The sequence below is a fragment of the Stenotrophomonas sp. STEN054 genome (assembly GCF_056854535.1).
On sequence record NZ_JBXFWG010000009.1, the window covers coordinates 90,256 to 107,628 of the forward strand.

Sequence of the window (17,373 nt, forward strand, 5' to 3'; positions counted from 1 at the left end):
GTGTGCGCGGGAGGCGGCCACGCTGGTCGCCCCCTCAGCTGTGCTGGACCCTGCCATGACCGCCCTGCCCGCCGATGTCGCCCTGCTGGTGATCGACCTGCAGCCGGACTTCATGCCCGGTGGCGCGCTGGCCTGTGACCAGGGTGATGCGCTGGTGGCGCCGATCGCCGAGCTGCTGGCGCAGCGCCGCTACCGCACGGTGGTGGCCACCCAGGACTGGCACCCGGCCGACCACGCCTCCTTCGCCAGCCAGCACCCGGGCACGCGCCCGTTCGAGAACATCCTGCTGCACGCGCAGCCGCAGACCCTGTGGCCGGACCACTGCGTGCAGGGCAGCGACGGCGCCGCGCTGCACCCGGGCGTGGACTGGACCGTGGCCGACCTGATCCTGCGCAAGGGCACCCGCCAGCAGGTGGATTCGTACAGCGCGTTCCGCGAGAACCATGGCCCGGAGGGCGAACGCCCGCCGACCGGTCTGGCCGGCTGGCTGCACGAGCGCCGCATCCGCGAAGTGCATGTGTGCGGCCTGGCGCGCGATTACTGCGTGCTGTGGAGCGCGCAGGACGCAGTGAAATCCGGCTTCCGGGTGAAGTTCCTGTGGGACCTGACCCGGCCGGTGACCGAAGCCAACGACACGATGGTGCGTGAGGCGCTGGGCAAGGCGGGAATTGCGATCCTTTGATCCATCGCCGCCTTCACAGCTGTGCGGGGGGCAGGTCCCTCATCCATGCCGGGCCCCGCGCGACGATGCCGGTCGGGTTCAACTGGCGATGGCTCTGGTAGTAGTGGTGGGTGATGTGGTGGGCATCCACCGTGCGCGCGACCGCAGGCATCGCCAGCATCCGCTGCAGCAGCCCGTTCAGACCGGGGTAGCTGGCGATCTGCCGCACATTGCATTTGAAATGGCCGTGGTAGACCGCATCGAACCTCACCAGCGTAGTGAACAGGCGGATATCGGCCTCGGTCATTCGACCACCCACCAGCCACGGCGACTGCTGAAGCTGCGCATCCAGCATGTCCAACGTTTCGAACAACGGCCCCACGGCCTCGTCGTAGGCCTGCTGGGTGCTGGCGAAGCCTGCCTTGTAGACGCCATTGTTGACCGTTTCATAGACGCGCGCGTTGATCGCATCGATGTCCGCACGCAGGGCTTTGGGGTAGTAATCGCCGGGCAGCGCGCCGTGACCGTCGAACGCTTCGTTGAACATGCGCAGGATATCGGCCGATTCGTTGCTGACGATGCCGCGCTGCTCGCGGTCCCACAGCACCGGCACGGTCACCTTGCCGGTCATGCCCGGCTTCGCGGCGGTGTACAGCCGATGCAGGTACCCGGCCTGCAGTTCCGGGTCGGGTATCACGCCGCGTCCCGGCTGAAACGTCCAGCCCTGGTCACCCATGTACCAGTGCACCACCGATACGGGCAGCAATGATTCCAGACCCTTGAGCGCGCGCATGATCAGGGCACGGTGGGCCCAGGGGCAGGCCAGGCTGACATACAGGCGGTAGCGCCCGGAAGCGGCCGCATGGCCTGGCTGGCCCTGCGGACCGGGCCCGCCATCAGCTGTCAGCCAGTGGCGGAACGTGGATTGCTCGCGGTGGAACTGCCCATCCTCGCTGGCGGCCCCTGCGGTGCCGACCTGCCAGACGCCATCAACGAGTTGGCCCATACCGATACTCCCTCTGCTGCAGAACCGATACCGTAGCGCGTGCAGCCGCAACGTCCGGTGAGAACTGCGTGGAGGCGGGCCCCCTCAGCGGAACACTACCGTGCGATGCCCGTTGAGCAGGATGCGGTGCTCCACGTGCCGGCGCACGGCACGCGCCAGCACCTGTGATTCGGTATCGCTGCCCAGCCGCACAAGTTCGCGCGGCGCCATCGCGTGGTCCACGCGGGCCACGTCCTGTTCGATGATCGGGCCTTCGTCCAGATCCTCGGTCACGTAGTGCGCGGTGGCGCCGATGATCTTGACCCCGCGCGCGTGCGCCTGGTGGTACGGCTGCGCGCCCTTGAAGCTGGGCAGGAAGCTGTGGTGGATGTTGATCGCGCGACCGGCCAGGGCACGGCACAGCGTGGGTGAGAGGATCTGCATGTAACGCGCCAGCACCACCAGGTCGATGCGCTCGCGTTCGACCAGGTCGATGATCTGCTGCTCCTGAACGGCGCGCGTGTCCGCGTTGACCGGCAGGTGGTGGAACGGCACCTGGTAGGACGCGGCCAGCGGCGCAAAATCAGCGTGGTTGGACGCCACCGCGGCGATGTCCACTTTCAGTTGGCCGCTATGGGCGCGGAACAGCAGGTCGTTCAGGCAATGGCCCTGCTTGCTGACCAGCACCAGCAGGCGCGCGCGGCGGCGACCGTCGTGCAGCTGCCAGTCCATGCCGAAGTCGGCGGCCAGCGCGCCCATCGCCGCATGCACGGTGTCCAGCGGCAGGCTGGCGTCGCGGTCGAAATGTACGCGCAGGAAGAAGCGGCCGCTCTCCTCATCGCCGAACTGCTGGGCGTCGAGGATGTTGCAGCCGTGGTCGAACAACAGCCCGGATACGCGGTAGACGATGCCGGTGCGGTCGGGGCAGGACAGGGTAAGAATGGAATCGGGGCGCATCGCCCGAGTGTAGGGCAGCATCCTGCCGCGATGCACAATGCTGTCAGATGCAACCGATCTTCAGTGCGGATGCACCGTCAACGCGACCAGACGCACCACCAGCGGGCGTACCAGCAGCACCCCGCAGAATGCCACCGGCATGGCCATCTGGTAGGCGGCCAGCACCCGGGCCAGGTAGTCGCTGCCCAGTCCGGCATTGGCAGCGGTGATGACCAGGCACATCAGCAGCGCCATCAGGCCGGCCATGAAGAACGCGAAGACAAACGGCGTGCTGCGGGCGTGCAGCTTCCAGCGGGGCGATCGGGGTGGGGCCATGGCACATCGCATCGAATGAAGTGGGCCGGCAGGCTAGCGGTGCGGCGGCCCGCGCACAGCCCTGTCGCGCTTGGTACAGACCCAAGCGATACTTGTCCTCCCGCATGGCAAGCTGGCCGGTCATGAACCTGTTGCAGCTCATCCGCAGCTTCACCCGCACCGCAGAGACCGGCAGCATTGCCGCCGCGGCCCGCCACCTTGGCATCAGCGCCACCGCCGTGGGCCAGAACATCAACCGGCTGGAAGCCCACCTGGGCGTGCGCCTGCTCAACCGGAGCACGCGGCAGCTCGCACTCAGCGAAGCCGGTGCCGTGTACCTGGCGCAGGTGCGGCACATCGAGGCCGACCTGGCGCGCGCGCAGGCGATGGTCACCGCCGGCGATATCGAACCGTCCGGGCCGCTGCGCATCGCCAGCAGCAGCGCGTTCGGCCGCCACGTGCTGGCACCGCTGCTGCCCAGCCTGCAGCAGCGCTACCCGCAGCTGCAGCTGGAACTGCGGCTGAGCGATCGCGCCGTGCAGCATGGGCCGGAAGCGGTGGATGCCAGCATCCGCATCGGCGCGCAGCTGGAAGACGGGTTGGTAGCGCGGCCGCTGGCGCGCATCCCGTTCGTCTTCTGCGCATCGCCGGCCTACCTGGAGGCGTACGGCGCGCCGGCCGATCCGACCGCACTGAACGGCCATCGCGGGCTGCTGCACCGCTTCCCCACCGATGGCCGGCCGCTGCGCTGGGGCCTGCTGAAGGACGGCCAGCGGGTGGATGCGGCGCTGCCGCCGAGCATGGTCTGCGATGACATCGACGCACTGGCCGAACTGGCCGCTGCAGGCGCGGGGATCACCCGGCTGGCTGCGTTCGTGGCCGAGCCCTATCTGCGCGATGGCCGCCTGCAGGCGGTGTTCGGCCCGGCCAGCGACTGGCAGCCCGAGCCGATGGAGGTGTTCTTCTGCGTGAGCGACCGCCGCGATTTCACCGCGAAGATCCGCGCGCTGTTCGAGCACCTGCAGGCCGGCATCGCGCCGGCCTGGCAGGTCTGAGGCTCAGCGCGCGCGGAACACGTTGCGCGCTTCGCGCGGCTCGCAGCGCAGGTACTGCGGCGACGGCACCACGCTGTCGCCCAGCGCGGCAGCGGCGTGCCACGGCCAGCGCGGGTCGTACAGGATGCCGCGGGCCAGGGCGATGGCATCGGCCTGGTTGTGGCGCAGGATCGATTCGGCCTGTTCCGGCTCGGTGATCAGGCCCACCGCGATGACCGGCATGCGCAGCTTCCTGGCCTTGATGGCCGCCGCGAACGGCACCTGGTAACCCGGGCCGACGCTGATCTTCTGGCGCTCGTCGAGGCCGCCGCTGGACACGTGCAGGAAGTTGCAGCCGCGCGCGTCGAGGATCTGCGCCAGCGCTTCGCTCTGCACCAGGTCCCAGCCGCCGTCGACCCAGTCGGTGGCGGAAATGCGAACACCCACCGACACCTTGTCCGACACCGCGGCGCGCACTGCATCGAACACTTCCACCAGCAGGCGCAGGCGGTTCGGCAGCGAGCCACCGTAACCGTCGGTGCGGCGGTTGCTGAGCGGCGACAGGAACTGGTGCAGCAGGTAGCCGTGCGCGGCGTGGATCTCGATCAGCTCGAAGCCCAGGCGTTCGGCGCGCACTGCGCTGGCGGCGAAGGCGGCGATGACCTCGGCGATGCCGGCTTCATCCAGCGCCTCGGGGGCCGGGTCGGTGGCGTGGAACGGTACCGGCGACGGGGCCACGGTGGCCCAGCCGTTGGCATCGTCGGCCGGCAGCTGGCGGCCGCCGTCCCACGGGCGGGCGGTGGAGGCCTTGCGGCCGGCGTGGGCCAGCTGGATGCCCAGCGGCATCGACGACCAGCGGCGGACGCTGGACAGCACCTGGGCCAGGGCGGCCTCGGTCTCGTCATCCCACAGGCCCAGGTCGGCCCAGCTGATGCGCCCCCGCGGCTCGACCGCGGTGGCTTCCAGGATCAGCAGGCCGGCGCCGGACTGCGCCAGGTTGCCCAGGTGCATGGCGTGCCAGTCGCTGGCGCGGCCCTCTTCGGCGGAGTACTGGCACATCGGCGCGATCACGATGCGGTTGGGCAGGGTCAGGGGGCCGAGGGACATCGGCGAGAACAGTTGGCTCAAGACGGTAAGGACATGCGTAGGGGGTGCGTATTGCACCGCTGCACGGGCTGCGGATCAACCTTCTGGATGGATCGCTGTTTCGCGCGGCCTGTCACCGGTAGCGGCGGGCCATGCCCGGCGAACAACGGCCGCCGCGCTGCGCGCTCGCCAGGCATGGCCCGGCGCTACCGGATCACGAAACCCGCCAACGCCTCGGCGCAGTCCCGTTCATCCTTGAACTGGAGCAGGTCGTCGGCGCGGGTGCGGCCGCGGTTCAGCGCCGCCACCGGCAACCCGGCCTTCGCGGCAGCCTGCACGAAGCGGAAGCCGGAATAAACCATCAGCGAGGAGCCCACCACCAATACGGCATCGGCCTGCTGCAGGTGCTCGTGCACGGCCGCCACGCGCTCGCGCGGCACGTTTTCGCCGAAGAACACCACATCCGGCTTCAGCAGGCCGCCGCAGTACGGGCAATCCGGCACCACGAAGGCGGAGAAGTCGGCTTCCAGGTCGGCGTCGCCGTCCGGGGCGATGCCCGCTTCCAGCGTGTCCCAGCCCGGGTTGGCATCCAGCAGGCGCTGCTGGAAATCCCCGCGCCCGCTGCGGCGTTCGCAGCCCATGCAGCGCACCCGATCCAGCCGCCCATGCAGGTCGATCACGTTCCGGCTGCCGGCGCGCTGGTGCAGGCCGTCCACGTTCTGGGTCAGCAGCACCTGCAGTGTGCCGCGGGCTTCCAACGCGGCCAGCGCCTGGTGGGTGCCGTTGGGCAGGGCCAGGCCGAAGCGTGGCCAGCCCAGCAGGCTGCGCCCCCAGTAGCGCTGGCGGGTGGCCACCTCGCCCATGAAAGCCTGGTAGGTCACCGGCGGCGTGCGTTTCCACTGGCCGTCGGTATCGCGGTAATCGGGGATGCCCGAGGCGGTACTGCAGCCGGCGCCGGTCAGCACGAACAGGCGTTGGGCGCGGTCGATGAAGTCGGTCAGCGGCGGGGTCATGGCAGCCAAATGGGGGCGCGCGGACGCCCCTGCAAGCGCGTGGTCAGCTGGCCGGGTCGGCCACCGGGGCGCCCGGCAGGCGCGGCACGGCGGTCGGCTGGCCATCATCACCCAGCGCGATCATCACGAAGTGGCCGCGGGTGCACAGCTTGCGCTCGCCGCTGTGCAGGTCTTCGGCAATCAGCTCCACCTCAACCTTCATCGAGCTGCGGCCCACTTCGACGATGCGGCCCACGGTTTCCACCATCTGGCCGATGCGGATGGGCAGCTTGAAATCGACCTGGTCGCTGCGCGCGGTCACCACGGTGCGGCGCGAATAGCGGGCGGCGGCCAGGAAGGCGGCCTTGTCCATCCACGCCAGCGCCTGGCCACCGAACAGGGTGCCCATGTGGTTGGTGTGGTTGGGGAAGACGATTTCGGCCATGCGCACTTCGATGGGCGGCACGGTTTCGGGGATGGGGGTCATGGCGGGGCCATCGGTGTGGGGTGCGGCAATGTTAAGCCAGGCCCAGTGCAGGCGGCGCTAGACTGCGCCACGCCCACTGCACGGAACGTCACCATGCCCGCCGCCACCGACCTGCTGGCCTTCGCCCTGCTGTCGCTGGGCATGGTGCTCACGCCGGGCCGAACATGGTCTACCTGGTCTCGCGCTCGATCTGCCAGGGCCGCCGCGCCGGGCTGGTGTCGCTGGGCGGCGTGGCGCTGGGCTTCGTCTTCTACATGCTGTGCGCGGCGCTGGGCATCACCGCCCTGCTGATGACCGTGCCCTTCGCCTACGACGCGCTGCGCATCGGCGGCGCGCTGTACCTGTTGTATCTGGCCTGGCAGGCGATGAAGCCCGGCGCCCGCTCGCCGTTCGCGGTGCATGCGCTGCCCGTCGACAGCCCGCGCCGGTTGTTCGCGATGGGTTTCCTCACCAACCTGCTGAATCCGAAGATCGCGGTGATGTACCTGTCCCTGCTGCCGCAGTTCCTGCACCCGGACGGCCACGGCAGCGTGCTGGCGCAATCGCTGGTGCTGGGCTTCACGCAGATCTCGGTCAGCCTAGCGGTGAACACGATGATCGTGCTGATGGCCGGCAGCATTGCGGCATTCCTGGCCGCGCGACCAAGCTGGCAGGCCGCGCAACGCTGGTTGATGGGCACGGTGCTGGCCGGGCTGGCCGTGCGGATGGCGGTGGAAGGACGGCGGTAAAACCGCTGGTAGCGGGGGGGGCGCCCCCCCGCGGGCGCGCCCCCGGGGGGGGGGGCCCGCCCGGGGGGGGGGGGCGGGGGGTGTTTCTCCCCCGGGGGGGGGGCCCCGGGCGCTACCTTCAGTGCACGGTCGGTCCGGCGACCAGCCGCTCCATCGTTTCCGCGCAGCGGCGGCCGTTGATGGCCAGGCACAGCATGGCGTGGATGGCTTCGGCCGGCTGCTTGCCCTGCAGCGGCGAGGTGCTGCCAGTCGCCTGGGCAAGCTGGTGGTCGCAGAGCAGCAGAGCGGTGCCTTCGATGCCCTGCATCAGGCGGCGCAAGCGCAGCAGCAGATGGTTGAGTTCGTGCGCGTTCGTCGGATCGGTACTCATGGTGGTGCCTCCATTACGGATCAGGCCACCGGTGAGGGTGGCGGACGATGCGTGGCTGCAATCCCGGAAAAACCGATGAGAAACCGGTGGGCGTTCGCCCTCCAACGCATCGCCCGCCATAGGCGTGCGACGGTCCACCAACCGCCACCGGGCAATGCCGGCGACGGTTGGCGAGCCTACCATCGGTTCTTCTGCGGGATTGCAGTCCCGGCTGCTGGTGCGCCAGCAACGCGCCATGATGGGCAGCGGAATCCGCATGATTCCAGAGGGTTTTGCGACAAAGTTTTGAACTGAGGCGAACGACGACATAGCTCGTCGCCATCGTCTGAATCCGCAGATTGCGTCAATTTGCGTGAACCAATCCTTGGTCTTTGCAAGTAGCCTGAGGACAGCAATCCAGTCGCAGAAACGAAGAGCCCCGACCGAAGTCGGGGCGCTTACGACAACACCTGTTAGGGCTCTAGGCCTGGCCAAATCAGTTCAATCAGCTTGGCGTGTTCCTCAAGCTCGCGCATGGTGCCCTTTCGCACTTTGCGACCGGTGTGGAGAACACCGGTGAAAAGGTCGATGTACTCGATCTGCTCAGGCTCAATGTGCAGCCCATTTTCGCTCAACAGCCAATGAGCGAATTCAAGGGTCAATCGAACGGCTGCCGAGTCTGCTTCAGCTTCCTTGCAATTGAAATAGATGAACTTCCGAGTACTACCGTCCATCGCAACCAGGTCTGGCGAGAGGCGGAGCTCAAGGCTACGCATGCTGGCGTAGTAGCGGGGGATGGAGACTGGAATGAGCCCGCGATGAGCGTGATCAGACCTTACAAAAGACTCAAGGACCCTGTTGCAGTGGAGCCGCCTTGATGCCTGCTTCATTCGCTGGAACTCGGCACGTGCGTCCACCAAAGCGGTAGTACCGGTCTCCAAGAACGACTTGATGCCCTTAAGTGGCGGGCCGTAGTAGGGTTGCATGAAAACCTGAGGTGCTTGGCGAGGGAATTTCTGGCCGTGAAGCAGCTTCTGCTGTTCAACACCACGAAGCCGCGTAAAGCTGGCGAGACTTCGGACAGAGAGTCGCGGGAATGACTCTACGGATTTCAGGATGGCGCTCATTGTGAGGTACGTCCTCGAAAGCAAAGGTCGAACTAGCTCGAAGTGCATGACGCACATGCGAGCTAGATGCGGATGTGGAGCGGCTGAACCACTTCTGCGGTTGCTTCCATGTCAATGACCGCTTCACATCTGGATGCCCGTTAAGAAAAATGGGCTTTACCAGTGATTTCACTTGGACCTACAATTGCGCGTCCGCCAAGACACGAATTTGTAGGAATCAAGCGAAGCGTCTGTTGCTGGAAGCTTTTTGGTCGCTTGCCCTCCCTTTCGTTGTAGTTTTGAAAAACGTCTCGCCTCGGCGAGACGTTTTTTTTGGCCGAAACCAAAGCAAAGGGGCGCGATAAGCGCGCCCCTTTGTTCGATCAGAAGTTCATGTCGAAGGCGACTTCGCCCTGCACGCCGACCTGGTAGGCCGAGGCGCGGCGCTCGAAGAAGTTGGTCAGTTCCTGCACGTCCTGCAGTTCCATGAAGCTCAGCGGGTTGCGCACGTTGTACTTGCGCTCCATGCCCAGGCGATGGAAATGGTTGTCGGCGCAGTGCTGCAGGTACTGGCGCATGTCGCGGGTGGAGATGCCCGCCACGCCACCGGACAGCACGTCCTCGGCGAACTGCACTTCGCACTCGATGGCTTCGGCCAGCATTTCGTAGACGTCCTGCTTCATCTTGTCGTCGAACAGGTCCGGCTCTTCCTCGCGGATCACATCCACGCATTCGAAGGCGAAGTCCATGTGCGCGCTCTCGTCGCGGAACACCCAGTTGGTGCCCGAGGCCAAGCCGTTGAGCAGGCCGCGCGAGCGGAAGTAGTACACGTAGGCGAAGGCGGCAAAGAAGAACAGGCCTTCGATGCACGCGGCGAAGCAGATCTGGTTGAGCAGGAACTGGCGACGCTCTTCGCGGGTCTCGATGCGCTTCAGGTTCTGGATCGAGTCGATCCACTTGAAGCAGAAATCGGCCTTCTTCTTGATCGAGTCGATGTTCTCCACCGCGTCGAAGGCTTTGGCGCGCTCATCCGGATCCGGCAGGTAGTTGTCCAGCAGGGTCAGGTAGAACTGCACGTGCAGCGCTTCTTCATACAGCTGGCGCGACAGGTACATGCGCGCTTCGGGCGCATTGAGGTGCTGGTACAGGTTCAGCACCAGGTTGTTGGACACGATCGAATCGCCGGTGGCGAAGAACGCGACCAGGCGGTGGATCAGGTGGCGCTCGCCCGGCGACATCTTGCTGTGCAGGTCGCTGATGTCGATCTGGAAGTTGATCTCTTCCACCGTCCAGGTGTTCTTGATCGCGTTCCGGTACATGTCATAGAACTGCGGGTAGCGCATCGGGCGCAGGGTCAGTTCAAAACCGGGATCGAGCAGCATCTGCTTGGGCTTGTCGGCCATGGGTGTTTCCTTGAATTCCTGGGTGAGCCGCCGGGCATGGCCCGGCGCTACCGTGGGTGTTTCCGCAGCGGAGCAGGCGTGTCGACCAACGGTCGGCACCCACCGCGCGGTGTTACTGGCAGGCCTCGCAGGCTTCCGGGTTCTCCAGCGAGCAGGCGATGGCCTCTTCCGGGCTGAACACCTTTTCCGGCGCTGCGGTGGCAGTGTGGCTGACCGTGGTCTTGGCGATCTTGGTAGCCGGGCGCGAACGCAGGTAGTAGGTGGTCTTGATGCCCTGCTTCCAGGCGTACATGTACATGGAGGACATCGCGCCGATGTTCGGGCTTTCCATGAACAGATTGAGCGAGGCGGACTGGTCGATGAAGGCGCCACGGTCGGCAGCCATGTCGATCAGCGAACGCATCGGCAGTTCCCACGCGGTGCGGTAGACGTGGCGCAGCGTTTCCGGAATCTGCGTGATGCCCTGGATCGAGCCTTCGGCCAGCTTGATGGCGTCGCGCATTTCCGGGGTCCAGTGGCCCAGCTTCTTCAGCTCGTTCACCAGGTAGCGGTTGACCTGCAGGAAGTCACCGGACAGGGTTTCGCGCTTGAACAGGTTGGACACCTGCGGTTCGACGCACTCGTAGCAGCCGGCAATCGAGGCGATGGTCGCGGTCGGGGCAATGGCGATCATCAGCGAGTTGCGCAGGCCGTGTTCCTTGATGCGCCCGCGCAGGGTGTCCCAACGCTCGGCATCTTCGGGCACCACGTTCCAGGCATCGAACTGCAGCTCGCCGCTGGCCGCACGGGTGTCGGCGAAGGACGGGTGCTTGCCGCGTTCCTGGGCCAGTTCGACCGAGGTTTCCAGCGCGTGGAAGTAGATGGTCTCGGCGATCTTCTTCGACAGCGCGCGTGCTTCGGCGCCATCGAACGGCAGGCGCTTGCGGAAGAACACGTCCTGCAGGCCCATGCAGCCCAGGCCGACCGGACGCCAGCGCAGGTTGCCGCGGCGCGCCGATTCGATCGGGTAGAAGTTCAGGTCGATGACGCGGTCGAGCTGGCGCACGGCCAGGCGCACGGTGTCGGCCAGCTTGTCGAAATCGAACTCGCCGTTGCCGTCGAAGTGGTTGCCCAAGTTGATCGAACCCAGGTTGCACACTGCGGTCTCTTCGGCCGAGGTGACTTCCAGGATTTCGGTGCACAGGTTGGACAGGTGGATGACGTTGCCGGCGCGCAGGGTCTGGTTGCTGGCGCGGTTGCACTTGTCCTTGAAGGTCATCCAGCCGTTGCCGGTCTCGGCCAGGGTACGCATCATCCGCGAGTACAGCTTGCGCGCGGAGATGGTGCGGTTGGCCTTGCCCTGTGCTTCGGCCTGCAGGTAGGCGGCCTCGAAGGCTTCGCCGAACAGGTCGGTGAACTCCGGCACGACGCGCGGATCGAACAGCGACCATTCCTGGTCGGCCTCGACGCGCTTCATGAACAGGTCCGGGATCCAGTTGGCCAGGTTCAGGTTGTGCGCACGGCGCGATTCGTCGCCGGTGTTGTCACGCAGCTCGAGGAAATCCTCGATGTCGGCGTGCCAGGTTTCCAGGTACACACAGGCTGCGCCCTTGCGCTTGCCGCCCTGGTTCACCGCGGCCACGGACGAATCCATGGTCTTCAGCCACGGCACGATGCCGTTGGAGTGGCCGTTGGTGGACTTGATGAGCGAACCACGCGAACGCACGCGGGTGTAGCTGACGCCGATGCCGCCGGAGAACTTCGACAGCTGGGCGATGTCGCCGTACTTGGAGTAGATCGATTCCAGCGAGTCCTGTGGCGAATCCAGCAGGAAGCACGAGGACAGCTGCTCGTGGGTGGTGCCGGAGTTGAACAGGGTCGGGCTGGACGGCAGGTAGTCCAGGTTGCCCATGCGCTTGTACAGCGCCAGGGCCTCGGGCACGTCTTCGCTCAGCGCGCTGGCGATGCGCAGGAAGAACTGCTGCGGGGTCTCGATCACCTTGCGGGTGTGCGGGTGGCGCAGCAGGTAGCGGTCGTACAGGGTACGCAGGCCGAAGTAATCGAAGTTCAGGTCCAGCGAGATGTCGATGGCATCGTTGAGCTTGCGTGCGTTGGTCTGCACGAAGTTCAGCAGGCGGTCGTTGATCAGGCCGACTTCGTGGCCACGGCTGACCGACTGCGAGAAGGCGTAGATTTCCTGGCCCGACACTTCCTTGGCGATGTAGTTGGCCAACAGGCGCGCCGCAAGGCGGCCGTACTCGGGCTCTTCACCGATCAGCAGGGCGGCGGTGCGGATGGACAGTTCGTCCAGCTCGCGGGTGGTGGCGCCGTTGTACAGGCCGGAGATGGTACGGGTGGCCACACGCATCGGATCGACGGCGTGCAGGCCTTCGGAGGAACGCTGCACCGCGCGCACGATCTTGTTCAGATCCACCAGCTCGGTCGTGCCGTTGCGCTTGGTCACGCTCATCGCGTTGGCCGTCGGCGGCGACGTCAGCAGGAACTCGCTTTCCTTTTCGATGGTGGCGCTGGATTCGGTGGTCACGGCGTGTGTCCTCTTGGCGTGATTGGGGGTGCTGTATGCATCAGGGTTGCTCGACCCGGGACATGACAGCCCAGGGTGGCAGGACGGCGTCGCAGGAGGTGAGACCCTGCGCCTTCCGCTGCCGGTTGGCGATCGCTGGCGGGTACCGCGGTAGAGCCCCGTTGCGGACCCCAGGCGATGGGGTCGTTGCGACCGACGGCCACAAGATAGTGGGGGTGGTGGGGGCCGTCAACGCCAAATGTAGTGAAATCTGGTAATCCCTTGCGGCGCAAGGATCATGCCGTCGGCGCCGCGTCTGGACGCTTTGGACCTGCCGGAACGGGCTGCGCAGTCAAGCCCGGAAGGCGTCACATCGGCGGTACAACGTGCTGCGGAAACGGAACAATGACAGCTTCACATGACAGTGATGAAGCTGGCTAGGGACAACCCTGTGGATAGGTGGTGGGCAGCCGGTGGGAAAGCCGGTATGGCAGAGCGATGGCTATCGGGCAGTGACTTCCGGCCGGTGACGGCACCGTGCGGGCGCGGGATGCTGGGGGCCTGCACTGACCGGAAAGGATTCCACCATGCGCCTGCCCCTGCCCGCCCTGGCCCTGCTGGCCTGCCTGGCCACCGCCCCGGTGCTGGCCGGCGACGCCCCGAAGCTTCGCTCGGACCAGTGCGGCATGCGCACCGACTACGACGTGCTGGTGGACAGCGGCGGCATCTGGCTGCGGCATGGCCCGCAGGCGCCGCACGAGGTAGTGTTCCACGATGGCGTGCTGAGCCTGGACGACACGGTCGTGCCGGTCAGCGAGGCCGACGCCGCCCGCCTGCGGCAGATGGAGGCCGGGGCGCGGCAGCTGATGCCGGCGGCCACGGCGCTGGCCCATGAAGTGAGTGGACTGAGCTTCGACGTGCTCGACGGGGTCTATGAGAGCCTCACCGGCACCGCCAACAGCCGCAAGGTCCGGCGCCTGCGCCGGCAGGCCGATGACTGGATCGGCGGCACGCTGGGCAAGGGCTACTGGGAACAGGCGGTGTTCGGGCCGGGCTTCGAGGCCAAGGTGCAGCACATGGCCGAGTCGCTGTCCGCTTCCATCGCCCGCAGCATGCTGTGGCAGATGGTCACCGGCCGCAGCGACGCGATGGAGGCGCGCGGCGACCGCCTGGACGCGCAGATGGAGCAGCAACTGGAAGGCCGCGCCGAGCGCATCGAGGCCCGCGCGCAGGCGCTGTGCCCGCTGGTGGCCGCCGTAGCCGAGGCCCACGACGCGCTGGAGGTGCGCTACCAAGGGCAGCCGCTGCGGCTGATCCAGCGCAGTGAAGGCGTGCAGGTGGCGGCCAGCGTGCGCGAGCAGCCGCAGGGCGATGCGGTGGCGCCGAGCCGATAAGCCCGCAGTGCTGTTGTAGAGCCGAGCCCGCGCCCGGCTGCCTTTCGGCGCTTCATTCAGAAACAGCCGAGCATCGGCTCGGCTCTACAACCCGCGGCCCCCTCACGCCCGGTGCGGGGTGCCCAGGTACTCGGCGCTCTGCATTTCGATCAGGCGCGAGGCGGTGCGCTCGAAGGCGTCTCTTACTTCAAGAAGATTCCTGGATCCCTATAGGCGAGCGGACTACTCCTCGGTCAGCCCCAGCGCTTCGCCCAGACTTTCCACAAAGCCTGCCTGCTCATCTGAATAGTCCATTGCGATGCTTCTGAACTGCGAGCACAACGATGATTGGGACTCCAGGTCCATCATCTGCAGTGTCGAAGCCAGTTGTTCGAGCCGCTGGATTGCAGCGTCAGGATCCAATACATCATCCGCCGAAAACTCGAGGAATACGGCGAGGTCAACGAGGGCTCGCGCAACGTGCTTGTCGATTTCCTGGCTCATGAATCACCTCTACCGGAATATTTGAAACAGCCGAGCATGGGCTCGGCTCTACAACCAGCGGCCCCCTCACGCCCGGTGCGGGGTGCCCAGGTACTCGGCGCTCTGCATTTCAATCAGGCGCGAGGCGGTGCGCTCGAAGGCGCCCTGCAGGCGCTCGCCGGCATACAGCTCCACCGGCGAGGTGCTGGCGGTGCACACCAGGTTGACGTGGCGGTCGTACAGCTCGTCGATCAGGTTCACGAAGCGGCGCGCGGCATCTTCGTTCAGGCGGTCGAAGGCGGGAATGCCGCCCAGCAGCACCGTGTTGAACTCGTGCGCGATCTCGATGTAATCCGACGGGCCGCGCGGGCCTTCGCAGAGCGCGGCGAAATCGAACCAGGCGATGCTCTTGCCGCGGCCCCGCACCGGAATCTTGCGGCCCTCGATCTCGATGTTGCCGGCCTTGGCCGGCTGCCCACCGCTCAGTTCGCCCCAGCGGCTGGCCAGCCAGTCGTCGCTGTCGGCGGCCAGCGGCGCGCGGTACACCGGCGAACGGGTCAGCGCGCGCATGCGGTAATCCTCGGTGCCCTCGGCGTACAGCTCCACGCAGAAGCGCTGCAGCAGGCCGATGGCCGGCATGAAGCTCTCGCGCTGCAGGCCGTTCAGGTACAGGTTTTCCACGGCCGTATTGGAGGTGGTCACCAGGGTCACGCCCTCGGCGAACAGGCGCTCGAGCAGGCGCGCCAGCAGCATCGCATCGCCGATGTCGGTGACGAAGAACTCGTCCAGCACCAGCACGCGCAGGTTGCTGCGCCATTCCTGGGCGATCTTCGCCAGCGGGTCGCTCTGCCCCTGGTGCTCGCGCAGGCGCTCGTGCACGCTGCGCATGAAGCGGTGGAAATGCGTGCGGTACTTCTGCTTGATCGGCAGGCCGTCGTAGAACAGGTCCACCAGGAAGGTCTTGCCGCGGCCGACACCGCCCCAGAAGTACAGGCCCTTGACCGGCTCGGGCTTCTTCCAGAACGAGGACAGGCGGTCCAGCCAGCCGTCCTCGGCGCTGTCGACCAGGCCCAGGTGGATGCGGTCCAGCTCGGCCAGGGCCGCGTGCTGGGCCGGGTCGTCCTGCCAGTCGCCGCTGGCAACCCCGGCCGCGTACCGCTGCGACGGGGTCAACGCCTGCTCGCTCATGCCGCCGCGCCCAGCCAGTGCTTGACGCCGTGGGTGAGCGCGCCGCGCAGGTCGATCAGCTTGCGGTGGAAGAAGTGGCTGGTTTCGGGCATGCGCACCAGCTCATGCGGGAAATCGAGCGTGTCCAGCCACTGGTAGACGGCCTGCGGGTCGACGATCTCGTCCTGCTCGCCCTGGATGACCAGCCAGCGGGCCGGCGGCTGCACGCCGCTGAAATCCCAGCGGCCGGCCGGCGGCGCGATCGAGATCAGCGCTTCCGGCTGCAGCTCGCCTGCGGCCTTCAGCGAAACGAAGGAGCCGAAGCTGAAACCGGCCAGCCACAGGCGGTCATCCGGGCGCTGGCTGCGCACCCAGGCGGTGACCGCCTTGAGGTCGTCCTGTTCGCCCACGCCGTGGTCGAAGCTGCCGGCCGAGCCGCCGACGCTGCGGAAGTTGAAGCGCACCGTGGCGATGCCCAGCTCGCGCAGGGTGGTGGCGGTCATGGTGACCACCTTGTTGTGCAGGGTGCCGCCTTCGGTGGACAGCGGGTGGCAGATGACGGCCACGATCGGCTGCACCGGCACATCGGCCTTGGGCAGGTCGACGACCACTTCCAGCGGGCCGGCCGGGCCGTCCAGTACGAGGCAGGCGGTTTCGCCGGGGGCGACGGGGAACGAGGGCTTGTGCATGGCACCATGATACCGCCCCCCGCCCCTGCCCTGTGCCCGCCCCATGCTCTACCTGTCCCTGGCCGTGATCTGCAGTGTGCTGGTTTCGGTGTTGTTGAAGCTGGCCAACCGCCGTGCGCTGGACGTGCCGCAGATGGTGACCTGGAACTATCTGGTGGCCGCCACCCTGACCGCCGTGGTGCTGCAGCCGCCGCTGGACGCGCTGCGCGCGCCACATGCGCCGTGGCTGTCACTGCTGGCGCTGGCGGTGGTGCTGCCGTCGATCTTCCTGGTGCTGGGCCGCGCAGTGGCCGTGGCTGGCATCGTCCGCAGCGACGTGGCCCAGCGCCTGTCGCTGCTGCTGTCACTGGCCGCGGCCTTCCTGTTCTTCGGCCAGACCGCCACGCCGTGGAAGCTGGCCGGGCTGGGCCTGGGCCTGCTGGCGATGGTGGCCATCAGCCTGCGCCCGCGCGGCCCGGCGGTCGCTGCTTCGGCCGGTGGCTGGGGCTGGCTGCTGGGCGTGTGGGGCGGCTTTGCCGTGGTGGACGTGCTGCTGAAACAGGTGGCGCTGTCGGGCACGCCGTCGATGGCGGCGGTGCTGGCCAGCTTCAGCGTGGCCTTCGTGCTGATGCTGGCGCTGCAGCTGTGGCGGCATGCCAGCAGTCGCAGCCGGCTGGCCTGGCGCAACCTGGGGGCCGGCGCGCTGCTGGGCCTGCTCAACGGCGGCAACATTCTTTTCTATGTGCACGCGCACCAGTCGATGCCGGACAGCCCGGCCACCGTATTCGCCGGCATGAACATCGGCGTGGTGGTGCTGGGCGCGCTGGTGGGCGTGTTCGCCTTCGGCGAGGCCACCACGAAGTGGAACCGCGCCGGCCTGGCGCTGGCGGTGCTGGCGATCGGCTTGATCGCCTGGGGGTGAAAGACCGCCGGGCATGGCCCGGCGCTACCCATCCAACGAACGCACGTACACCGGTAGCGGCGGGCCCAGCGCGGCGGGGGGGGGATTAACAAAAACCACCACCCCCCGGGTCGGGTCGGGGCCGCGCCCCCGGCCCGGCCCGTGGCGGCGCCGGGAGCCCCCGGCGGGCAGCGCG

Annotated in this window: 18 protein-coding genes; 5 read left to right on the top strand and 13 right to left on the bottom strand. The window is 67.0% G+C overall.

Going from position 1 to position 17,373, the window contains the following annotated elements; all coding sequences use genetic code 11:
• The first annotated feature begins 55 nt into the window (after positions 1-55).
• On the top strand, positions 56-682 hold the full coding sequence (pncA, locus tag AC1VXD_RS05595; protein WP_482991218.1) for a bifunctional nicotinamidase/pyrazinamidase: 627 nt from the start codon (positions 56-58) through the stop codon (positions 680-682).
• 13 nt (positions 683-695) lie between these two features.
• On the opposite strand, the gene AC1VXD_RS05600 is transcribed toward pncA, so the two are convergent.
• The 3 genes from AC1VXD_RS05600 to AC1VXD_RS05610 form a co-directional block, all read right to left on the bottom strand.
• Entirely contained in the window at positions 696-1,667 is a 972-nt protein-coding gene (locus tag AC1VXD_RS05600) for a glutathione S-transferase family protein (RefSeq protein WP_482991219.1), read from the bottom strand.
• Between the two features lie 84 nt (positions 1,668-1,751).
• On the bottom strand, positions 1,752-2,603 hold the full coding sequence (purU, locus tag AC1VXD_RS05605; protein WP_482991236.1) for a formyltetrahydrofolate deformylase: 852 nt from the start codon (positions 2,601-2,603) through the stop codon (positions 1,752-1,754).
• A gap of 60 nt (positions 2,604-2,663) precedes the next feature.
• The gene (locus tag AC1VXD_RS05610; protein WP_482991220.1) at positions 2,664-2,918 is read right to left on the bottom strand and encodes a DUF2798 domain-containing protein; all 255 of its coding nucleotides are present in this window, start codon (positions 2,916-2,918) and stop codon (positions 2,664-2,666) included.
• A gap of 122 nt (positions 2,919-3,040) precedes the next feature.
• On the opposite strand from AC1VXD_RS05610, the gene AC1VXD_RS05615 reads away from it, so the two are divergent.
• A complete protein-coding gene (locus tag AC1VXD_RS05615; RefSeq protein ID WP_482991221.1) occupies positions 3,041-3,952 on the top strand; it encodes a LysR family transcriptional regulator in 912 nt (303 codons plus the stop codon).
• A gap of 3 nt (positions 3,953-3,955) precedes the next feature.
• On the opposite strand, the gene AC1VXD_RS05620 is transcribed toward AC1VXD_RS05615, so the two are convergent.
• From AC1VXD_RS05620 to AC1VXD_RS05630, 3 genes are all read right to left on the bottom strand, one after another.
• On the bottom strand, positions 3,956-5,059 hold the full coding sequence (locus AC1VXD_RS05620) for an NADH:flavin oxidoreductase/NADH oxidase (protein WP_482991222.1): 1,104 nt from the start codon (positions 5,057-5,059) through the stop codon (positions 3,956-3,958).
• A 164-nt stretch (positions 5,060-5,223) separates the two neighbouring features.
• The gene (locus AC1VXD_RS05625) at positions 5,224-6,030 is read right to left on the bottom strand and encodes an NAD-dependent protein deacetylase (RefSeq protein ID WP_482991223.1); all 807 of its coding nucleotides are present in this window, start codon (positions 6,028-6,030) and stop codon (positions 5,224-5,226) included.
• 43 nt (positions 6,031-6,073) lie between these two features.
• A complete protein-coding gene (locus tag AC1VXD_RS05630; protein ID WP_482991224.1) occupies positions 6,074-6,496 on the bottom strand; it encodes an acyl-CoA thioesterase in 423 nt (140 codons plus the stop codon).
• A gap of 164 nt (positions 6,497-6,660) precedes the next feature.
• Between AC1VXD_RS05630 and AC1VXD_RS05635 the strand changes: the two genes are divergently transcribed.
• Complete coding sequence (locus tag AC1VXD_RS05635) at positions 6,661-7,224, top strand: LysE family translocator (protein WP_482991225.1); 564 nt, start codon at positions 6,661-6,663, stop codon at positions 7,222-7,224.
• Between the two features lie 118 nt (positions 7,225-7,342).
• Here AC1VXD_RS05635 and AC1VXD_RS05640 read toward each other — a convergent pair whose 3' ends face one another.
• From AC1VXD_RS05640 to AC1VXD_RS05655, 4 genes are all read right to left on the bottom strand, one after another.
• On the bottom strand, positions 7,343-7,903 hold the full coding sequence (locus AC1VXD_RS05640; protein ID WP_482991226.1) for a hypothetical protein: 561 nt from the start codon (positions 7,901-7,903) through the stop codon (positions 7,343-7,345).
• 143 nt (positions 7,904-8,046) lie between these two features.
• Positions 8,047-8,700 (bottom strand): hypothetical protein, encoded by a 654-nt coding sequence (locus AC1VXD_RS05645; protein WP_482991227.1) that lies wholly within the window; start codon positions 8,698-8,700, stop codon positions 8,047-8,049.
• Between the two features lie 362 nt (positions 8,701-9,062).
• Complete coding sequence (locus AC1VXD_RS05650) at positions 9,063-10,082, bottom strand: ribonucleotide-diphosphate reductase subunit beta (RefSeq protein ID WP_482991228.1); 1,020 nt, start codon at positions 10,080-10,082, stop codon at positions 9,063-9,065.
• A gap of 112 nt (positions 10,083-10,194) precedes the next feature.
• On the bottom strand, positions 10,195-12,606 hold the full coding sequence (locus AC1VXD_RS05655; protein ID WP_482991229.1) for a ribonucleoside-diphosphate reductase subunit alpha: 2,412 nt from the start codon (positions 12,604-12,606) through the stop codon (positions 10,195-10,197).
• A 566-nt stretch (positions 12,607-13,172) separates the two neighbouring features.
• Here AC1VXD_RS05655 and AC1VXD_RS05660 point away from each other — a divergent pair.
• On the top strand, positions 13,173-13,979 hold the full coding sequence (locus tag AC1VXD_RS05660) for a DUF2884 family protein (protein WP_482991230.1): 807 nt from the start codon (positions 13,173-13,175) through the stop codon (positions 13,977-13,979).
• 222 nt (positions 13,980-14,201) lie between these two features.
• On the opposite strand, the gene AC1VXD_RS05665 is transcribed toward AC1VXD_RS05660, so the two are convergent.
• From AC1VXD_RS05665 to AC1VXD_RS05675, 3 genes are all read right to left on the bottom strand, one after another.
• Positions 14,202-14,462 (bottom strand): hypothetical protein, encoded by a 261-nt coding sequence (locus AC1VXD_RS05665; RefSeq protein WP_482991231.1) that lies wholly within the window; start codon positions 14,460-14,462, stop codon positions 14,202-14,204.
• 66 nt (positions 14,463-14,528) lie between these two features.
• On the bottom strand, positions 14,529-15,629 hold the full coding sequence (zapE, locus tag AC1VXD_RS05670) for a cell division protein ZapE (RefSeq protein WP_482991232.1): 1,101 nt from the start codon (positions 15,627-15,629) through the stop codon (positions 14,529-14,531).
• The gene (locus tag AC1VXD_RS05675) at positions 15,626-16,297 is read right to left on the bottom strand and encodes an alpha/beta hydrolase (RefSeq protein ID WP_324805790.1); all 672 of its coding nucleotides are present in this window, start codon (positions 16,295-16,297) and stop codon (positions 15,626-15,628) included. The genes zapE and AC1VXD_RS05675 overlap by 4 nt, the downstream gene beginning before the upstream one ends.
• Positions 16,298-16,340: 43 nt before the next feature.
• Here AC1VXD_RS05675 and AC1VXD_RS05680 point away from each other — a divergent pair, with 43 nt between their 5' ends.
• A complete protein-coding gene (locus AC1VXD_RS05680; protein WP_482991233.1) occupies positions 16,341-17,198 on the top strand; it encodes an EamA family transporter in 858 nt (285 codons plus the stop codon).
• The last annotated feature ends 175 nt before the right edge of the window (positions 17,199-17,373 follow it).

Coding starts and splice junctions, on each gene's coding strand:
- pncA (WP_482991218.1), top strand. CDS start 56: ATGACCGCCCTGCCCGCCGATGTCGCCCTGCTGGTGATCGACCTGCAG.
- AC1VXD_RS05600 (WP_482991219.1), bottom strand. CDS start 1,667: ATGGGCCAACTCGTTGATGGCGTCTGGCAGGTCGGCACCGCAGGGGCC.
- purU (WP_482991236.1), bottom strand. CDS start 2,603: ATGCGCCCCGATTCCATTCTTACCCTGTCCTGCCCCGACCGCACCGGC.
- AC1VXD_RS05610 (WP_482991220.1), bottom strand. CDS start 2,918: ATGGCCCCACCCCGATCGCCCCGCTGGAAGCTGCACGCCCGCAGCACG.
- AC1VXD_RS05615 (WP_482991221.1), top strand. CDS start 3,041: ATGAACCTGTTGCAGCTCATCCGCAGCTTCACCCGCACCGCAGAGACC.
- AC1VXD_RS05625 (WP_482991223.1), bottom strand. CDS start 6,030: ATGACCCCGCCGCTGACCGACTTCATCGACCGCGCCCAACGCCTGTTC.
- AC1VXD_RS05630 (WP_482991224.1), bottom strand. CDS start 6,496: ATGACCCCCATCCCCGAAACCGTGCCGCCCATCGAAGTGCGCATGGCC.
- AC1VXD_RS05635 (WP_482991225.1), top strand. CDS start 6,661: ATGGTCTACCTGGTCTCGCGCTCGATCTGCCAGGGCCGCCGCGCCGGG.
- AC1VXD_RS05640 (WP_482991226.1), bottom strand. CDS start 7,903: ATGTCGTCGTTCGCCTCAGTTCAAAACTTTGTCGCAAAACCCTCTGGA.
- AC1VXD_RS05645 (WP_482991227.1), bottom strand. CDS start 8,700: ATGAGCGCCATCCTGAAATCCGTAGAGTCATTCCCGCGACTCTCTGTC.
- AC1VXD_RS05650 (WP_482991228.1), bottom strand. CDS start 10,082: ATGGCCGACAAGCCCAAGCAGATGCTGCTCGATCCCGGTTTTGAACTG.
- AC1VXD_RS05660 (WP_482991230.1), top strand. CDS start 13,173: ATGCGCCTGCCCCTGCCCGCCCTGGCCCTGCTGGCCTGCCTGGCCACC.
- AC1VXD_RS05665 (WP_482991231.1), bottom strand. CDS start 14,462: ATGAGCCAGGAAATCGACAAGCACGTTGCGCGAGCCCTCGTTGACCTC.
- zapE (WP_482991232.1), bottom strand. CDS start 15,629: ATGAGCGAGCAGGCGTTGACCCCGTCGCAGCGGTACGCGGCCGGGGTT.
- AC1VXD_RS05675 (WP_324805790.1), bottom strand. CDS start 16,297: ATGCACAAGCCCTCGTTCCCCGTCGCCCCCGGCGAAACCGCCTGCCTC.
- AC1VXD_RS05680 (WP_482991233.1), top strand. CDS start 16,341: ATGCTCTACCTGTCCCTGGCCGTGATCTGCAGTGTGCTGGTTTCGGTG.